The following is a 14033-nucleotide window of genomic DNA, read 5'->3' as shown; positions in this document are numbered from 1 at the left end:
CAAAGGGGGGTGAGTGGCTAGCTGCGCATCTCCCGACCGGTAAGGTCAAGGAACACGTCTTCCAAATTGCGGTGCGATGTTTCAAGGCGGCGCACGAGGACATCTTGCCGGGCCAATTCCGCGGTGACAGCAGCGATAGTCTCCGGCTGAGCGGGCGCACTCAGCCGGTAGTGCAGCGGGCGGACCGTCTCGACGTTCATACCAGCCGAGCGGAGGCTTTCGATGTCCACGGGGCTAGCGGTGCTGAAGCTCACCTGTGAGGTCTCCGTGGAGGCCATAAGGTCCGAGGTGGTTCCACTGGCCACGAGTTTGCCGTGGTCAATGATGACCACATGATCTGACAATGACTCCGCTTCATCCATGAGGTGCGTGGTCAATACAACGGTCACGCCATCAGCGCGCAAGGCGCGGATAAGATCCCACACGGCAAGCCGCGACTGGGCATCCATGCCGGCGGTCGGTTCATCGAGGAACACCAGCTCTGGGCGCCCAATAATGGCAAGTGCTAGGGACAGCCGCTGTTGTTGACCGCCGGAGAGACGCCGGTAGGTGTTGGTGGCGACACCATCTAGGCCGAGAGCATCCAGCAGCCAGTCCGGGTCCAGGGGATTCTGGTTATATGAAGCACTGAGTTTGAGCATCTCGTGCACCTTGATTCCTGAATAGGAACCGCCGCCTTGCAGCATGATGCCGATGCGGGAGCGCACGGCATCCGGGTGCCGGGAAGGGTCGAGACCAAGGACCTCGATTCTGCCTGATGTGGGCTTTGTAAACCCCTCACACATGTCGATGGTGGTGGTTTTACCGGCTCCATTGGGGCCCAGCAAGCAGAGAATCTCGCCGCGATTGACGCGGAAGCTCAACCCGTCCACCGCATTCACGTCACCATAGGTCTTGACGACGTTATCCAGGGCCAGCGCTGTTGTATTCACGAAGGCCTAGTGTAGGACACGGACACCGGCCCTGCGTAACGCAACCCACCCCACTGCAGCGAGAGCCACAAAAGTGAGAAGTGCGGAGAGATAGATAACGAAGACGGTCCCCGGAGGAAGACCCAAACCGCGAGGCAGCACGATGAAACTCATCACGCCGGAATAGAGAATGACCGCCATCCTGAAGAATCGCCGGTTTGCCCATGCAGCTAGCGGCAGAATTGCCCACAGGATGTACCACGGCTGGACGACCGGGAAGAAAACGACGAGGACGAACGTAGATACACCCAGACCGCCCACTGGGTGGATTGCGCCGCGGTAGACAGCGAAAAGCATGCGGACCATAAAACCGGTGGCGATGATCACGCCCACGGTGCGGGTGACGGTGAGAATGGCCTCAGTATGATCGCCAAGCCCCAGCACCATGCCGAGGAAGCCAGCGCCTACTCCTACCGACGTCGTCGTAGACAACCAGGAGCGAATCGTTGCTGCACCACCCTGGCCAAAGACCCAACCGATGTCGATGCCGGTAATCACGGTGACGAGCGCAATCGAGACGGCCAGAATGACGAGCTGCACGACGACGGCGGTGAGTACAGCGCGTAGGGGAGAGGCGCCGTGCTTATCGACGAGCCTCTTGGCCCAGGCCATACCGACAAAGCCTAATCCAATGAACCCAGTGACTTTCACCATTCCAGCGCAGGAAATAAACACACCGGAGGCGAGAAACAGAAGCCATGCGTGCCAGCGCGCGGCGTGTTCCTCGGTGACCGCCCGCAAACCCAGCTCGAGGCCAACGAGCGCGAGCCCCAACATGAAAGCCTCATTGTGGATTCCACCAACGAGATGAAGGATGGTCAGCGGATTCAGGATGCCCAGCCACAACGCGGCTTCGGGGGAAACGCGGCAGCGCACCGCCAAGCGGGCAGTGGCCCACCCAGCGGCAATGATGCCCAGCAAGGAGAGGACGCGGTGGAGGATGACACCCCAAATAATGGAATCACTGGTCGACCAACTCACCACGGCGGCCAAACCTAAAGCGACGGGTCCATAGGGCGAGGGAGAGTTCGCCCAAATGAAAGGCACGGAGCGGGCAAGGTCGTTATCGGCACCGAGCAATTCGACAGGGCCAGCCGAGTAAGGGTCGAGGCCGCGGATCACAATCGAGCCATTGGCCAGGTAGGAGTAAATGTCCTGAGTAAAAAGGGGAGCGGTGACGATAAGCGGCAGCACCCAGCCCAGCCACGTGCGCCACATCTGGCTTTGAGTGACCACGTGCGGGGAGTGGCTAAATCGCTTCTCCCGTCCATACTTTTCAGAAGAGGACTGCTGCCGAGGGAGCGGAAGGCGCAAGGGCGCGCCTACGAGGGGAGCCATGCAGACCCACGCCAGCACCATGAAGGCCACACCAATAAAGACGAGGGCCGACGCCGACTGCAACATACGGGACATGAGCGAACCGAAGGGCAGGGACTCATAAGGGTTGCCAACTACCGGCAGTGCACCGGCACCAAGACCCCCAAGTCCGATGAGCAAGGAGCCGATGGTGCCCAGCCACCTTAAGGTGAACAGAGTCCGGAGGTGGGCTATGGTGCGCCGGTGGACGTCGCCAAGCGCTGGCCCGTGACCCGCACGCGGTGTGTCCGGAGCATCCTCGTGGAGGAGGGCCGAGCGGGAACCGGCGAGACCCATGCGCGGTAATTCATCGCGCACGCCCCATACGACGCGCCTGAACCTCCCCGATCGGGTGTAGTGACGCTCCTCATTCATGAGTGTCTACCTTAGTCGCTCGGCCCGCAGGCGACACGCACCTCCCGATAGGGACGCAGAGGTGGAAATCGGGAATAAATTAAGGAACACTAGTGTTGTCTAATCTGAGTTACGTTCCCTAGGGCACACTTAAGGAGGTGCACGCCATGACGAAGGAGACTCGCTCCACCGAGGGTGATACCCGCCGCCATGTCATGCTGCTGCTTCTTAAGGACGGCCCCGTGACGGCGTCGTACCTAGGTGAACGCCTCGGTCTCTCGGCCGCTGGCATCCGCCGGCACTTAGACATTCTGGTAGAAGAAGGATTCACTGAGGTGGTGCATCGCCGCCCGCCAGCCCGCCCCGGGCACTCGGTTGGCCGTGGTCGCCCCGCCAAGCACTTTCGCCTCACAGACCAAGGCCGCGCGCAATTCGGCCACGCCTATGACGAACTAGCAGCCGAAGCTCTCGCAGCACTGCGTGAAGCTGGAGGGCCAGAGGCCGTGCGGCGCTTCGCCAAGGCTCGTTTCGAGCGCCTCGTAGAAGACGTCGCACCTCTGGTCAACGAAGATGAATCGGTTCCAGAGGTAGCACGCCAGCTTGCTGAGGCTCTTGATGCGCACGGTTACGCTGCCACGGTCACGTCCGTGGGTAACGGCGTGCAGATTTGCCAGCACCACTGCCCGGTGGCCCATGTGGCCGCCGAGCACCCGGAGCTGTGTGAGGCTGAACAGGAAGTTTTCTCTGCCCTTTTAGGAAAACATGTGCAACCCCTGGCCTCCATTGCGGACGGCCACGGAATTTGCACCACAAACATCCCCTTAACGCCCGTGCCGCCCTCTGGGGCGGAGCGGCAGGAACGCTAATCGACGAGAAAGGAGCGGGCTTTGACACAGGCACAACCAGCACCAGGGCTTGAAACCAAGATGAGCGATGACGAGATCATCTCCTCCATCGGCGGCTATGAGTATGGCTGGCACGATTCCGACGAAGCCGGCCAAGCAGCACACCGCGGATTGAGCGAGGACGTCGTTCGCGACATTTCGAAGAAGAAGAATGAGCCCGCGTGGATGCTCGAGTCGCGCCTCAAGGCACTGCGTGTGTTCAATAAGAAGCCGGTTCCGACGTGGGGCCCGGATCTGTCTGCGATCGACTTCGACAACATTAAGTACTTTGTTCGTTCTACCGAGAAGCAGGCCCAGACCTGGGATGACCTTCCGGAGGATATTAAGGAAACCTACGACAAGCTGGGTATCCCGGACGCTGAGAAGAAGCGTCTGGTCTCCGGCGTTGCTGCTCAGTACGAGTCCGAGGTGGTTTACCACAAGATTCGTGAGGATCTTGAGGAGCAGGGCGTCATCTTCGTCGATACCGACACGGCCGTGCAGGAGTACCCGGAGATTCTCCAAGAGTACTTCGGCACCGTGATTCCAGCTGGCGATAACAAGTTCTCTGCGCTGAACAATGCCTGCTGGTCCGGTGGCTCTTTCGTGTACGTCCCGAAGGGCGTACACGTGGACATCCCGTTGCAGGCCTACTTCCGTATTAATACCGAGAACATGGGTCAGTTCGAGCGAACCCTGATCGTCGTTGAAGAGGGTGCCTACGTTCACTACATCGAGGGCTGCACCGCTCCGATCTATAACTCGGACTCCCTGCACACGGGTGTTATTGAGATCGTCGTGAAGAAGGGCGGCCGCTGCCGCTACACCACGATTCAGAACTGGTCCACCAACGTCTACAACCTGGTGACCCAGCGCGCCAAGGTGGAAGAGGGCGGCACCATGGAGTGGGTCGATGGCAACATCGGCTCCAAGGTCACCATGAAGTACCCGTCCTGCTGGCTCACCGGCGAGCACGCCAAGGGTGAGGTTCTTTCCTTGGCCTTTGCAGGCGAAAACCAAGTTCAAGACACCGGCTCCAAGATGATCCATATGGCGCCGAACACCTCCTCCAACATCGTGTCGAAGTCCGTCGCCCGCAATGGTGGCCGTGCCGCCTACCGCGGTTTGGTGCAGGTCAACAACAACGCTTCCAACTCCACCGCGAACGTCGAGTGTGACGCTTTGCTCGTGGATAATGACTCGCGTTCGGATACCTACCCGTACAACGACATCCGCAACGATCACGTCACCTTGGGCCACGAGGCAACCGTTTCTCAGGTCTCTGAGGAGCAGCTCTTTTACCTCATGTCCCGCGGCATCGCCGAGGAAGAGGCAATGGCCATGATCGTGCGCGGCTTCGTCGAGCCGATTGCCAAGGAGCTCCCGATGGAATACGCCTTGGAGCTCAACCGTCTTATCGAGCTGCAGATGGAAGGATCGGTGGGCTAAGTGGTAGCTTCCAACGAATTTAACCCAGCTGACGTCACCAAGGGTGACCAGTTCACCTCGTTCAACGTGGAGGACTTCCCAGTCCCGCACGGCCGCGATGAGGTGTGGCGCTTCATTGCCCTGCGTAACCTGCGTGGTCTGCACAACGGCGAGTTCGCCCCGGCGACCGCACAGAAGATTGACGTCACAGCCCCAGAGGGCGTGACCTCTGAAACCGTGGCAGCTGACGATTCCCGTCTTGGCACTGCAGGTGCTCCGGCTGACCGTGTTGCCGCACAAGCTTGGACCTCGATGCCAGAGGCTCAGGTGGTTAGCGTTGCTGCGGAAGCCCAGCTGGACAAGCCGGTGGAGATCACCATCACCGGCGCAGGTGAGGGAGTGACCTCCTTTGGTGCTACCTCTATCCACGTCGGCCACCACGCCGAGGCCACTATCGTGCTGCGCTACGTCGGCTCCGGCACCCACGCGGACAACGTGGAGTTCGTGCTTGAGGATGGCGCACAGGTCACCGTCGTCGTCGACGCCGACTGGGAGGACGACGCCGTCCACCTGTCCCACCAGATTGCCAAGGTTGGCCGCGATGCCGTACTGCGCCACAACACCGCTATCTTTGGCGGCGAGATTGTGCGTCTCGTCCCACGCGTGGTCTTTGATGGACCCGGTGGCGATGCCGAGCTGCTGGGCGTCTACTTCGCTGATGCCGGCCAGTACTTTGAGAACCGCCTGCTCGTCGACCACGACGTCCCGAACTGCCGCTCCCGCGTGTTCTATAAGGGCGCTCTGCAGGGCGCGACCGCTGCGGAGAAGGAAGAGGCGGGCTCTGCTTCGCGAACCCCAGAGGCACGTACCTGCTGGGTCGGTGACGTACTCATCCGCAAAGACGCCAACAACACCGATACCTATGAGACGAACAACAACCTGATCCTCACCGAAGGTGCGCGTGCTGACGCCATCCCGAACCTGGAGATCCAGACCGGTGAGATCGTTGGTGCTGGCCACGCTGCCACCGTGGGCCGCTTCGACGACCTCGAGCTGTTCTACCTCATGTCCCGCGGCATCCCAGCCGCCGAGGCTCGTCGCCTCATCATCCGCGGCTTCTTCTCTGAAGTCATCTCCCGCATCCCAGTCGAGTCCCTGCGCGAGGATCTGGAATCCCGCGTCGTCGACGAGCTCGCCAAGATCAACGCTTAAAACTCCCCGAAAGCAGGTACCAACTCCATGTCTACTCTGGAAATCAAGAACCTCCACGCACAGGTGCTCCCTAACGAGGAGGACGGCGAGGCCAAGGAGATTCTCAAGGGCGTCAACCTCACCATCAACTCCGGTGAGACCCACGCCGTGATGGGCCCGAACGGCTCCGGTAAGTCCACCCTGTCCTATGTCATTGCCGGTCACCCGAAGTACGAGGTCACCGAAGGTGAAGTGCTTCTCGACGGCGAAAACCTCCTCGAGATGGAAGTTGACGAGCGCGCCCGTGCTGGTCTCTTTCTCGCCATGCAGTACCCGACCGAGGTCCCGGGCGTGAAGATGTCGCAGTTCATGCGCTCTGCCGTGACCGCCATCCGCGGCGAGGCTCCGAAGCTGCGCGAGTGGAATAAGGAACTGACCGAAGCCCGCGAGAAGCTGGCTATCGACAAGTCCTTTGCTCACCGCTCCGTCAACGAGGGCTTCTCTGGTGGTGAGAAGAAGCGCCACGAGGTTATGCAGCTGGACATTCTCAAGCCGAAGTTCGCAGTCATGGACGAGACCGACTCCGGCCTGGACGTCGACGCCCTGCGCGTCGTGTCTGAGGGCATCAATCGCTACCAGGATGAGACCAACGGCGGCATCCTCCTCATTACGCACTACAAGCGCATCCTCAACTACGTCACTCCGGACTTCGTTCACGTCTTCGCTGATGGACAGATCATCAAGACCGGTGGCGCAGAGCTGGCTGACCAGCTTGAGGCTGACGGCTACGAGCAGTTCCTCAACTAAGCCACATACAGACCAGGAGTCGTGCGAGAAAGTCGCGCGATCAGTCGAAGAACCGAGCAGAAGGACCCATGTCTGAACTAGACGTAACTGCGATCAGGGAGCAATTCCCCACCCTTTCGCGCACTGTCCGCGATGGTAAGCCCCTGGTGTACCTGGATTCGGGAGCGACCTCGCAACGTCCGCTGCCGGTGTGGAAGGCCGAGGAAGCATTTGTCCTCGGTACCAACGCGCCGGTGCACCGCGGCTCTTACCAGCTGGCGGAGGAGGCTGATGATGCCTACGAGTCCGCTCGCCAGGCAATCGCTGCCTTTGTTGGCGCCGACCGGGATGAGATTGCTTTCACCAAGAACGCCACCGAGGCGCTCAATGAGGTTGCCTACACGCTCAGTGATGAACGTGCGGGAGAGCTCTATGTTGGTGAGGGCGATACCGTTGTGGTCACCGAGCTCGAGCACCATGCCAACCTTGTGCCGTGGCAGGAGCTGTGCCAACGTACCGGTGCCACGCTGAAGTGGTACTCCATGACTGAGGATGGCCGCATTGACCTCGATTCACTTGAGCTCGATGAGTCCGTTAAGGTCGTGGCTTTTACCCATCAATCCAACGTCACAGGCGCAGTGGCCCCGGTGCAGGAGTTGGTGCGGCGCGCTCGTGCCGTTGGTGCCTTGGTTGTCTTGGATGCCTGCCAGTCCGTTCCCCACATGCCTGTGGACTTCCATGCGCTGGACGTCGACTTCGCGGCGTTCTCTGGGCACAAGATGTGTGGGCCCACCGGTATCGGCGTGCTCTATGGCAAGGCTGAGCTTCTGTCGCAGCTTCCACCTTTCCTCACGGGTGGTTCCATGATTGAGGTCGTGAAGATGGACAGCACCACCTTTGCGAAGCCGCCTACCCGCTTCGAGGCTGGTACCCAGATGACCAGCCAGGTGGTTGGGCTTGGTGCGGCTGTGAAGTACCTCAGTGAGATCGGCATGGACGCCATCCACGCCCACGAGAAAAAGCTCACCGCTTATGCCTTGGAGAAGCTCACCCAAATTCCGGGTGTGCGGATCATCGGACCCGACAACACCGAAGATCGTGGGGGAGCGGTATCCTTCGTCGTGGAGGGAATCCATCCCCATGACTTGGGCCAGGTTCTCGACTCCCACGGCGTATCCATTCGCACTGGCCACCACTGCGCGTGGCCGCTGCATCGCGCGTGCAAGGCTAATTCGACCGCACGCGCTAGCTTCTACCTGTACAACACTGAGGACGAGGTCGACGCCCTTGTAGAGGCGGTGCGGGCAGCCCGTGCCTTCTTTGGAGTGAGCGAATGAACCTAGATTCCATGTACCAGGACGTCATCCTGGATCACTACAAGAACCCGAAATTCTCCGGCTTGCGCGAAGGCCAGGCAGAGGTCCACCACGTTAACCCTTCCTGCGGTGATGAGATCACCTTGCGCGTGAAGCTCTCTGCCGATGGAAAAACGGTGGAGGACGTCTCCTACGACGCCGAGGGCTGCTCCATCTCGCAGGCCTCGACCTCCGTTATGGCGGAGGAAATCGTGGGAATCCCTCTCGACGAAGCTAACGACAAGTTGGCCGAGTTCGAAAAGATGGTGACCTCGCGCGGTGAAGTTGAGGGTGACGATGAGATCATCGGGGATGGCATCGCCTTTGCCGGAGTGGCCAAGTTCCCCGCCCGTGTGAAATGCGCTCTTCTGGGGTGGAAGGCTTTCCAGGCCGCCACCATGGAAGCACTCAACGAATTGGAGAAATAGATGGCAGAAAACACTGAGACCACGGGTCCTACCGACCCGTACCAGGACCAGAACGCATCCTTCGACGGCGGTGCTGTTAAACCTGAGCAGACTGAAGAGCAGATTGCTAAGGTCTTCGACATTACTGAGTATCTCCGCGACGTTATCGACCCAGAGCTTGGCATCAACATCGTTGATCTGGGCTTGGTCTACGACGTCTGGCTCGATGACATCGACGGCAAGAACACCTGCGTCATTAACATGACGCTGACCTCTCCTGCCTGTCCGCTTACCGATGTCATTGGCGAGCAGATTGAGGATGTCATCGTGGGCAACAAGCTCGCCGAGGCCGTCCAGCTCAACTGGGTCTGGATGCCGCCGTGGGGCCCGAACATGATTACTGAGGAGGGCCGCGAGATGCTCCAGGCCCTCGGCTTCGCAGTCTAGTTTCGGTTGCAAGCCCCCATTACCGTCAGTCCGAGATACATGAGGTCTTCACAACATGACCTTCAGTGCTCGTGGGCTGGCGGTTTCTTTTTCATACTGTGCGGTGCTTGAAAAGCTTTGAACCATACCGCTATGACGAAGCAGGTAAGGACGCAGGATCCAAGGTGGTGGAGATGATCTCTACAGCTTCCTCCTTGGATGTGGCGGATTGAAGACGAGCACGGAAATCATCCTTCATAATCGCCCGCGCCAGCTTGGAAAGCAGCTTGAGATGCTGCTTGCCGGCGTCCTCAGGCACAGCAATGAGGAAGACCATCGTCGTGGGATCCTCACCATCCGCCCACGTAATGCCTTCGGGAAGACGAGCAAAAGCCAAAGTCGGGACGTTCACCCCCGATGTACGGGCATGAGGGATGGCCACGCCATGACCCACCCCGGTAGAGTGCTTCGACTCCCGCTCCAGGGCTGCTTTGGTGACCCCAGAAGGATCAGAAAGCCGGGGAGAGATAAGCGTGACTAAAGAGTTGATGATCTCGTCGCGGTCATTGCCCAGGTTGTGGTCGAGGCTTACCGTCTCGGCAGAGAGCAGAGGTTGGTCTTGGGCCGATGCTTCTGACACATCCTCCTTAGCAATGCCCGCTGCGTCCTGATCATCCTGGCTCGCAGCTTTGCTCTGGGCCCTTCCATGTCGGGTAAGTCCAATCAACAGAAGCATGACAGAAGCACAGACGACGACGCCAAAGAGCAGTGCGATGAAGAAGCCCACGATGTTGTCAACAGCCCCAAGTACCGCGACGATGGGACCTCCATGCATGACATGGTCAGTGACACCAAGCACACCTGCCAGGGCTCCTGCTACCGCACCGCCGATGACGTTTGCCGGAATGACTTGGAGCGGGCGTGCAGCCGCAAGAGGGATAGCTCCTTCGGTGATGCCGAAGAACCCCATGAAGAGCGCGGCGATACCGGCGTCCTTCTCTGCTTTAGTGAACCAAGCACGGCGGACTAGGGTGGCAACACCCACCGCAAGGGGCGGTACGGCAATAGCGGTAGCCGCCATACCCATCGGAGCCGCATTACCGGCGGCAATCATGCCACCGCCGAACAGGAAGGCAGTTTTGTTGAAGGGCCCGCCCATGTCGAAAGCGATCATCGCGCCGATAACCAGACCGAGGACAATGACAGAGGAACCTTCCATCCCCGCGAGGTACTCGGTCATGGCTTCAAAGGCGCCGGCTACCGGAGCACCGACGAAGTAGATAAAGATGAGCCCCACGATAAGCGTGGTGAAGATCGGAATCACGATGATCGGCCAGATCGGGGCGATGTACTTATTAACAGGAATCTTTTTGATTCCTAGGGCTACGTAGCCGGACAGGATGCCTGTGACGATGCCTCCCAGGAAACCAGCTCCAGCTTCTGAGCCATAGAGTGAGCCGGTCGTAGCGATAAGACCAGTGATGAGTCCTGGCGCCAAGCCAGGGCGGTCCGCAATGCCGACAGCAATATAGCCGGAAAGAATCGGCACCATGAGAGAAAAAGCCAAGCCGCCAAGCTCATTCAGAGTGTTCCAGAAAGAGTCTTCAGGGATAGCTAGGCCTTCGGGCGTGGGAGTGCCTCCGATTGAGAGTGCTACCGCAATGAGGAGACCACCGGTCACCACGAACGGAATCATATGGGAAACACCATTCATTAGCGCTTTGTAGAGCGTCTCTCCCACGGCACGAACCCCAGTGGCGCTCCCGGAGGTTTCGTCGCTCTGATTCCCTTGCGGCTCGTCGCTCAAGGTCTTTCCTTCCCACTTCGCCGCTGACAGAGCGCGGGTGAGAAGCTCCTTTGGCTGCTTGATAGCTTCATCAACGCCAGCGGCTGCCAGGCGCTTTCCATGGAAGCGGTCCTTGGCAATCACGGTGTCGGCGCCAATCACGATTGCATCGGCTTCGTCGATGTCTTTCGAGCCAAAGGTACCTTCGACACCAATTGAACCGTGTGTCTCAATCTTGATGCGGTAACCAAGTTCAGCGGCAGCAGCTTCCAGGTTTTCAGCGGCCATGTAGGTGTGAGCGATTCCGGTCGGACATGCGGTAATCGCGAGGATCAACGGTGATCTCGATGTGTCTGATGTGCTCATGACGCCAATGTAGTCACATCGACTTTCATGCATGAGTGAAACGCGCCGAACAGGAGTCAGGTTTTCCAGGATGCTCTACACTCCAGATCCCCCAGATACATGCTGCAGGTGCCCTGCCGCGGGTTCGGGTTTAACTACCCTGGTTGCTAGACTGTTTCGACGTGATTGTGACCAATGATTTCGAGGTGCGCGTGGGCGCACGCACGCTTCTCGACGCCCCCGGCCAGCACCTACGCGTGCAACCGGGCGACCGCATCGGCCTGGTCGGGCGCAATGGCGCGGGCAAGACCACGACGATGCGCATTCTGGCGGGGGAGACCGAGCCCTATGGCGGCTCGGTGACGCGCTCGGGGCCCATTGGTTACCTACCGCAGGATTCCCGAGAGGGCAATATTGAGCAGACCGCGCGTGAGCGCGTGCTCTCCGCCCGCGGCTTAGACGACATCAAGCGCCGCATGGCAAAGCAACAAGAGCTGATGGAAACCGCCACGGACGAGAAGTTCCGTGACAAAGCCATTCGTAAGTTTTCCCGCTTGGAGGAGGAGTACCACGCTTTAGGCGGGTATGAGGCGGACTCCGAGTGCGCGCAGATCTGCGACAACCTGGGTCTTCCGCAGCGTGTCCTTGACCAGCAGCTCAAGACGCTGTCCGGTGGTCAGCGGCGCCGCGTGGAGCTCGCGCAGATTCTTTTCGCAGCGTCGGCTGGCTCGGGCAAGTCCCAGACCACGCTGCTTCTCGACGAGCCCACGAACCACCTCGATGCGGACTCTATCACCTGGCTGCGCGGCTTCTTATCCAAGCACGAAGGCGGACTCGTGATGATTTCCCACGACGTCGACCTGCTGGAGGACGTGTGCAACAAGGTCTGGTTCCTTGATGCCGTGCGCGCCGAAGCAGACGTCTACAACATGGGCTTTAAGAAGTACCTTGACGCCCGCGCCACCGATGAGGCACGTCGCCGCCGCGAGCGCGCGAATGCGGAGAAGAAGGCCGCAGCGTTGCACAAGCAAGCCGCCAAGTTGGGAGCGAAGGCTACGAAGGCCGCCGCCGCCAAGCAGATGCTGCACCGTGCTGAGCGTATGATGAACGAGCTGGATGACGTCCGCGTGGCCGATAAGGTTGCCCACATCAAATTCCCGGAACCCGCTCCCTGCGGCAAGACTCCGATGAACGCCAAGGGCCTGACCAAGATGTATGGCTCTCTTGAGGTCTTCGCTGGCGTTGATTTGGCCATCGACAAGGGCTCCCGCGTGGTTGTGCTGGGCTACAACGGTGCCGGCAAGACAACCCTTCTTAAGCTTCTGGCGGGCGTAGAGCGCACCGATGGCGAAGGTGGCATAGTCTCTGGCCACGGCCTGCGCATCGGATACTTTGCCCAGGAACACGACAACATCGACCCCGACAAGACTGTCTGGGAGAACACCATCGAGGCCTGCCCGGATGCCGGCCAACAGGATCTGCGCGGTCTGCTCGGCGCCTTCATGTTCTCCGGAGACAAGCTGGAGCAACCCGCCGGCACGCTCTCCGGTGGTGAGAAGACCCGATTGTCGCTGGCAACGCTGGTGTCCTCACGAGCTAATGTGCTGCTTCTCGACGAGCCCACAAACAACCTCGACCCACAGTCTCGCGAGCAGGTGCTCGATGCCCTGGGGACCTACACCGGCGCCGTGGTCTTGGTTACCCACGACCCGGGGGCGGTCAAGGCCCTCAACCCGGAGCGCGTCATCATCATGCCAGACGGCGATGAAGACTTGTGGAACGACGAGTACATGGAAATCGTGGAGCTAGCCTAAAGACTAATTCTCAGATATGCCTCTGTCCTGGTTCTATATCTTGGGCTAGACTCGAGCTCACAATCACACACCGCTCAAGACTCTTCTCTTGGGTCCTTCCGCTTCCCACGCAAAGGGTCTAGAAGTGGTCAGATCCCGACGTGCTGCCGCAGGAGAGGAAGAAGTCATGAGCACCGCCGATAGCCTCGGTTCTGTCATCGAACCGCTACTCACCGGTTTAGTGAGCAAACGGCCTGAAGTCCGCGTGGACTGGGCCTACACCGAATTGAAAGAGGGCATTGAGTCAGGTCAGTGGGATGACCATCTTGATCAGATTCGTGAACGCCTTAACGGTTACCTGCGTACAGACAAGGTGTGGACTAAGGCGTTGTCCGCCAGGTTGCTGAATGTCCTCGCGGCGGCAGGCCACTTCCACTACGAGGACTACCTCGCCTTCCGCGCGTGGTATGTCACAGAGGACGACACACGTGGCATTGTCAAGGACATCGGTCCTATCATGGCCGTCGGTTACGGCGCCGACTACGTAGAAACGTGTGTGCGCATGGGAAGGATCCCGGCCGTCGAAGGCGCAGCAATTATTTCGTGCCGTCTTCGCGCCCCCGGAGGAGTGTGGCATGACGATGAGAGTTTGCGCCTAGCGCGCGCCGCCTGCACCACGATAGCCAAGAGCACTTCACCCCATATCCTCGAAATTTGGACCGAACGGCTGAGTACCACTGTGCTCACCGAAGGTATTCGCAACAACAACCGTGCCGTAGTTGAAAACTTCGCCCACTTTCTCACGGCCACAGCCACGATGCTCCGCAGTGAACCCGAGAAGTGGGGCATTGATGCTGAACGTGCGAAGCTAGCACTGCCGATGATTGCGGAGCTTGAGGAGCAACTACGCAACGCCAGCGATTACCGAGAAGAAGCGCCATAAAAGCGCAC

The 14033-nt window shown here is 59.5% G+C and carries 12 protein-coding genes; 9 read left to right on the top strand and 3 right to left on the bottom strand.

What is annotated here, in order from left to right; genetic code table 11:
* Nucleotides 1-17: 17 nt before the first annotated feature.
* Both I6J72_RS04930 and mptB read right to left on the bottom strand, forming a co-directional pair.
* On the bottom strand, nucleotides 18-932 hold the full coding sequence (locus tag I6J72_RS04930; protein ID WP_204100124.1) for an ABC transporter ATP-binding protein: 915 nt from the start codon (nucleotides 930-932) through the stop codon (nucleotides 18-20).
* Nucleotides 933-938: 6 nt separating this feature from the next.
* Nucleotides 939-2702, bottom strand: coding sequence for a polyprenol phosphomannose-dependent alpha 1,6 mannosyltransferase MptB (gene mptB / locus I6J72_RS04925; protein ID WP_204100123.1), 1764 nt, complete (start codon nucleotides 2700-2702; stop codon nucleotides 939-941).
* Nucleotides 2703-2848: 146 nt separating this feature from the next.
* Here mptB and I6J72_RS04920 point away from each other — a divergent pair, with 146 nt between their 5' ends.
* The 7 genes from I6J72_RS04920 to I6J72_RS04890 all read left to right on the top strand — a co-directional run bounded on the left by I6J72_RS04920 (nucleotide 2849) and on the right by I6J72_RS04890 (nucleotide 9179).
* Nucleotides 2849-3547 carry a metalloregulator ArsR/SmtB family transcription factor gene (locus tag I6J72_RS04920; protein WP_204100122.1) on the top strand — a complete coding sequence of 233 codons (699 nt, stop codon included), beginning with the start codon at nucleotides 2849-2851 and terminating at the stop codon, nucleotides 3545-3547.
* Between the two features lie 60 nt (nucleotides 3548-3607).
* Nucleotides 3608-5014, top strand: coding sequence for a Fe-S cluster assembly protein SufB (gene sufB, locus I6J72_RS04915; protein ID WP_204100441.1), 1407 nt, complete (start codon nucleotides 3608-3610; stop codon nucleotides 5012-5014).
* Nucleotides 5015-6205 (top strand): Fe-S cluster assembly protein SufD, encoded by a 1191-nt coding sequence (sufD, locus tag I6J72_RS04910; RefSeq protein WP_204100121.1) that lies wholly within the window; start codon nucleotides 5015-5017, stop codon nucleotides 6203-6205. It begins immediately after the preceding gene.
* Between the two features lie 27 nt (nucleotides 6206-6232).
* A complete protein-coding gene (gene sufC, locus I6J72_RS04905) occupies nucleotides 6233-6991 on the top strand; it encodes a Fe-S cluster assembly ATPase SufC (RefSeq protein ID WP_115022034.1) in 759 nt (252 codons plus the stop codon).
* Nucleotides 6992-7059: 68 nt separating this feature from the next.
* The gene (locus I6J72_RS04900) at nucleotides 7060-8307 is read left to right on the top strand and encodes a cysteine desulfurase (RefSeq protein WP_204100120.1); all 1248 of its coding nucleotides are present in this window, start codon (nucleotides 7060-7062) and stop codon (nucleotides 8305-8307) included.
* Nucleotides 8304-8753 (top strand): Fe-S cluster assembly sulfur transfer protein SufU, encoded by a 450-nt coding sequence (sufU, locus tag I6J72_RS04895; protein ID WP_204100119.1) that lies wholly within the window; start codon nucleotides 8304-8306, stop codon nucleotides 8751-8753. The genes I6J72_RS04900 and sufU overlap by 4 nt, the downstream gene beginning before the upstream one ends.
* Nucleotides 8754-9179: a metal-sulfur cluster assembly factor gene (locus I6J72_RS04890; RefSeq protein WP_039675284.1), complete on the top strand. Its 426-nt coding sequence runs from the start codon at nucleotides 8754-8756 to the stop codon at nucleotides 9177-9179. It abuts the gene before it with no gap.
* Between the two features lie 130 nt (nucleotides 9180-9309).
* Here I6J72_RS04890 and I6J72_RS04885 read toward each other — a convergent pair whose 3' ends face one another.
* Complete coding sequence (locus tag I6J72_RS04885) at nucleotides 9310-11310, bottom strand: fructose-specific PTS transporter subunit EIIC (protein WP_204100118.1); 2001 nt, start codon at nucleotides 11308-11310, stop codon at nucleotides 9310-9312.
* A gap of 161 nt (nucleotides 11311-11471) precedes the next feature.
* Here I6J72_RS04885 and I6J72_RS04880 point away from each other — a divergent pair, with 161 nt between their 5' ends.
* Nucleotides 11472-13103: an ABC-F family ATP-binding cassette domain-containing protein gene (locus tag I6J72_RS04880; RefSeq protein ID WP_204100117.1), complete on the top strand. Its 1632-nt coding sequence runs from the start codon at nucleotides 11472-11474 to the stop codon at nucleotides 13101-13103.
* 166 nt (nucleotides 13104-13269) lie between these two features.
* On the top strand, nucleotides 13270-14025 hold the full coding sequence (locus tag I6J72_RS04875) for a hypothetical protein (protein ID WP_204100116.1): 756 nt from the start codon (nucleotides 13270-13272) through the stop codon (nucleotides 14023-14025).
* The last annotated feature ends 8 nt before the right edge of the window (nucleotides 14026-14033 follow it).

This window comes from Corynebacterium sp. FDAARGOS 1242 (assembly GCF_016889985.1).
GTDB lineage: Bacteria > Actinomycetota > Actinomycetes > Mycobacteriales > Mycobacteriaceae > Corynebacterium > Corynebacterium minutissimum_B.
Note: the sequence above shows the minus strand (reverse complement) of the source record. Positions and strands in the feature narration are given on the sequence as shown.

Coding starts and splice junctions, on each gene's coding strand:
- mptB (WP_204100123.1), bottom strand. CDS start 2,702: ATGAATGAGGAGCGTCACTACACCCGATCGGGGAGGTTCAGGCGCGTC.
- I6J72_RS04920 (WP_204100122.1), top strand. CDS start 2,849: ATGACGAAGGAGACTCGCTCCACCGAGGGTGATACCCGCCGCCATGTC.
- sufB (WP_204100441.1), top strand. CDS start 3,608: ATGAGCGATGACGAGATCATCTCCTCCATCGGCGGCTATGAGTATGGC.
- sufC (WP_115022034.1), top strand. CDS start 6,233: ATGTCTACTCTGGAAATCAAGAACCTCCACGCACAGGTGCTCCCTAAC.
- I6J72_RS04900 (WP_204100120.1), top strand. CDS start 7,060: ATGTCTGAACTAGACGTAACTGCGATCAGGGAGCAATTCCCCACCCTT.
- sufU (WP_204100119.1), top strand. CDS start 8,304: ATGAACCTAGATTCCATGTACCAGGACGTCATCCTGGATCACTACAAG.
- I6J72_RS04890 (WP_039675284.1), top strand. CDS start 8,754: ATGGCAGAAAACACTGAGACCACGGGTCCTACCGACCCGTACCAGGAC.
- I6J72_RS04885 (WP_204100118.1), bottom strand. CDS start 11,310: ATGAGCACATCAGACACATCGAGATCACCGTTGATCCTCGCGATTACC.
- I6J72_RS04875 (WP_204100116.1), top strand. CDS start 13,270: ATGAGCACCGCCGATAGCCTCGGTTCTGTCATCGAACCGCTACTCACC.